Source organism: Mesorhizobium sp. M0437, from assembly GCF_040321335.1.
GTDB lineage: Bacteria > Pseudomonadota > Alphaproteobacteria > Rhizobiales > Rhizobiaceae > Mesorhizobium.
The window spans coordinates 1-2,732 of record NZ_JAMYRK010000161.1 but is presented as its reverse complement, the minus strand read 5'-3'; the positions used below and the strand labels follow the sequence as shown (position 1 = coordinate 2,732).

Sequence of the window (2,732 nt, the reverse complement as noted above, 5' to 3'; positions counted from 1 at the left end):
CTTTGAAATCGTCAAGGTCGATTTGCAGAAGGGCGGCTTTCGGCTTTGATCCGCCGAGGGCCGCCATTGCCTGCTGGAGCCGCTCGCCGAATCGCCGCCGATTCTGCAGTCCAGTCAGCACGTCGTGCGTCGCCTGATGGAGCAGAACTACATGTTCTTGTTCCTCGGCTGCGCTCCGCCCGCCGTCCTCCCTTAATTCGATGATACCCGCACCATTTGCCGTGGGGAACACAAAAACGGACCGGTGCGCTCCGCCCGATGTTCGCGGCAAGTCGATGCTGGCCGGAGAGCCACCCTGGAACACACGAAGAAATTCGTCGCGATGGCTCGCATCGAGAAAGCTCGGGTAGATCTCCCAGATGGCGGCGCCCGGCGCTACCGCGCCTCCGTACAACCCTTTGAGCCTGGCCGCGTAGTGCGTCAGGCGGAAGTCACGGTCATAGAACGACAAAAGTTCGGTCGTGTTCGCCAAAAGGTCTGCGAGAACCCCATCGCCGACACTTGGAGCGTCGCTCGATGAAGGCCCCTCACTCTCCGTGCCGACGCCTGAAGCCTCTGAGGGCAAGAACCACCTCCATAGGCGGTGCAGACTCGCGCCCCCCAGTCGAGAAATAGCATAACTGTCAAGCTTGGCAAACTTTCAAATCGCACTCTTAATAAGAGCCCCCCGCAGCCTAGTTCCATGTATGCTCCGCCGTGATCGGCGGCAAATTATCGATAACGATGAACCGTCACAGTTCGTTAACAAACCGTGAATTGGTGAGAATCAGCTGTGTGATTAATGCGCAGTAGGCGCGACACGAAGATATTGTGGCCCATGAGGCGGCGTGACCTTCGCCGCCCCGGGCAACCCCTCTTCTAAGTCCGCCCAATCAGCTTCGCGATCCTGTAATCAGTTTCCGAGCGCCTTGAGCCAACCTTCAAAGGAAGAGGCCTCCTGGCCTCCGGCATGCGAAACAGAGTGGGCGGGGCGCGGCAATACCACAGTACTGCGGCCTTCGCGGGGGCTGTAACCGAATTCCTTGCTGAATGCCCGGCTGAAATTAGCCGCTGAACTAAACCCGAAGGCTTCAGCAATTTCAACAATGCGCCGGCTGTCCGCCGGATCGCTTAGCGCAATATGGGCTGCTAGAAGGCGGCGACTTTGTATGTAATGGAGAACACCGCCGCTTGGTTCGAACAACTGATAGAGACGAGAGCGCGAGACGCCGAGCGCCCGGCACATTGAATCCGGTGTCAAATGAGCCGCATCCAGATTGTGGTGTACGTATCGACGCGCTCGCTCCATTAGCGCGACACTCGTCAATAGTTCGGCGGCCGCAACCTGTTCCGCCGGAGGCCCGAGGCAGGCAATGATCATGCTGCGTGTTGCGTGCACGATGCGGGGCAGATCGTCAGCCGTGAGGCTGCGCAGCCTTGCTTCGATGCTGTTGACGTAATCGAGCAAGAGGTTGGCAAAGTTGCCCGACAGAATTGAATTGTTCTTGGCGTCCAGGGTTGCCGCCGCATCGGCGAACAAATCGCGCGGCAAATAGACAAAGAGACTTTCGGAGTCCGTTGTCCTCCCGCGAAACGGGTAGCCAAGCGATCTGATCTCCAATTTACCCGGCTGGTTCTCCGCTACACGGCGATCGACCTCCGTCCACGACCGGCCAGTACGTGGCAAGGCGATATACCAGTGATCGATCGAGCTGGACCGAAGCTTCGCGGCAGAACGCATATAACTATGTGCCGGTGCGCGCTGTTGAACGATCAGCATGCCGTCGAGGTTCCAAGCCGTGTGGTCGGCGGGAAAGCCATCGTCGAGCGATTTGTCATCCGGCAACCTGACCTCGACGAGCGGTGCCATATGGGCCTGCCAAGCGGCGAATTGATCCTCTGGCGCCAGTTCGAGTGTTGAAAAGGGCAAAGGTTCGAGCGCCGGCGCAAGTGACGGGGCACCCTCATTGTAAGGTTGAGCTTCGCGCGGCCAACGACGTCGATCACGCTCCAGCGCCTGCCTCGCAAGCGCCTCCTCTTGCCTTTTAGCATCCATCGCGTGGTGTCATATCCGATTCGGGTATGCCCATGCCCCTCTCAATCATGTGGTGTACCTCAGGCATCTGGCAAGACTGGCCGACTCGAGGCGACTGAAACGGCGATCACGCTGGATTACAGTCAGAAATGCATGCCGAGATAAGTTTCTGGATGCGAAGCTAACGACACTCTTCAACCTGGTGCGTATAGAATCGGGCATCATGAAAGCGTAGTTGAGGGGACCGCTGAAATGAACACAAAGCTCAACAGCGAAGATCGTCGCAAGATAATTCTTGATGGGTACTGTAACAACGAACCGTTGAAAGACATTTCGGCAAAAATCGGATGCTCACTGGGGAGTTTGAAGGTCGCGGCCAGTAAACTCGGTTGCACTCGAACTCCAAAAGAGGCGGCGGAATTTCGGCGCGGATTTCACGTCCCGGAAAACAAGCGGCAGGATTACTATAGACTTATGATTACCGGACAATATAAAGCCCGTGAGTGTGCGGTTATGCTAGGATTAATAAAGGAGCAATCAGGAACCAAGTAAATTGATTCCTAGTCACTGCAGATGACAATATCATTTTGACAGCCACCGCTTCAGCGGTTCATCAGCCAAAAGCCCGCCGCAAGCACGGTAGCGGGCACTGAAAGGTTCGCACAGATGCTGCCTCGGCATTTCAATCGCACCTGCCTCAGCCCTCATGATCTGGCTA

2 protein-coding genes are annotated in these 2,732 nt (G+C 56.7%); both read right to left on the bottom strand.

Translation table 11 applies throughout. From position 1 onward, the window contains the following. A partial coding sequence (locus tag NKI72_RS34490) for a diguanylate cyclase domain-containing protein (RefSeq protein ID WP_352852181.1) occupies nt 1–472 on the bottom strand: 472 nt, incomplete at its 3' end. A gap of 420 nt (nt 473–892) precedes the next feature. After that, complete coding sequence (locus tag NKI72_RS34485; RefSeq protein WP_352450373.1) at nt 893–2,035, bottom strand: helix-turn-helix domain-containing protein; 1,143 nt, start codon at nt 2,033–2,035, stop codon at nt 893–895. Nucleotides 2,036–2,732: the final 697 nt, after the last annotated feature.

What these genes read in the sequence shown, in the direction of transcription:
- NKI72_RS34485 (WP_352450373.1), bottom strand. Translation starts at nt 2,035, where the DNA reads ATGGATGCTAAAAGGCAAGAGGAGGCGCTTGCGAGGCAGGCGCTGGAG.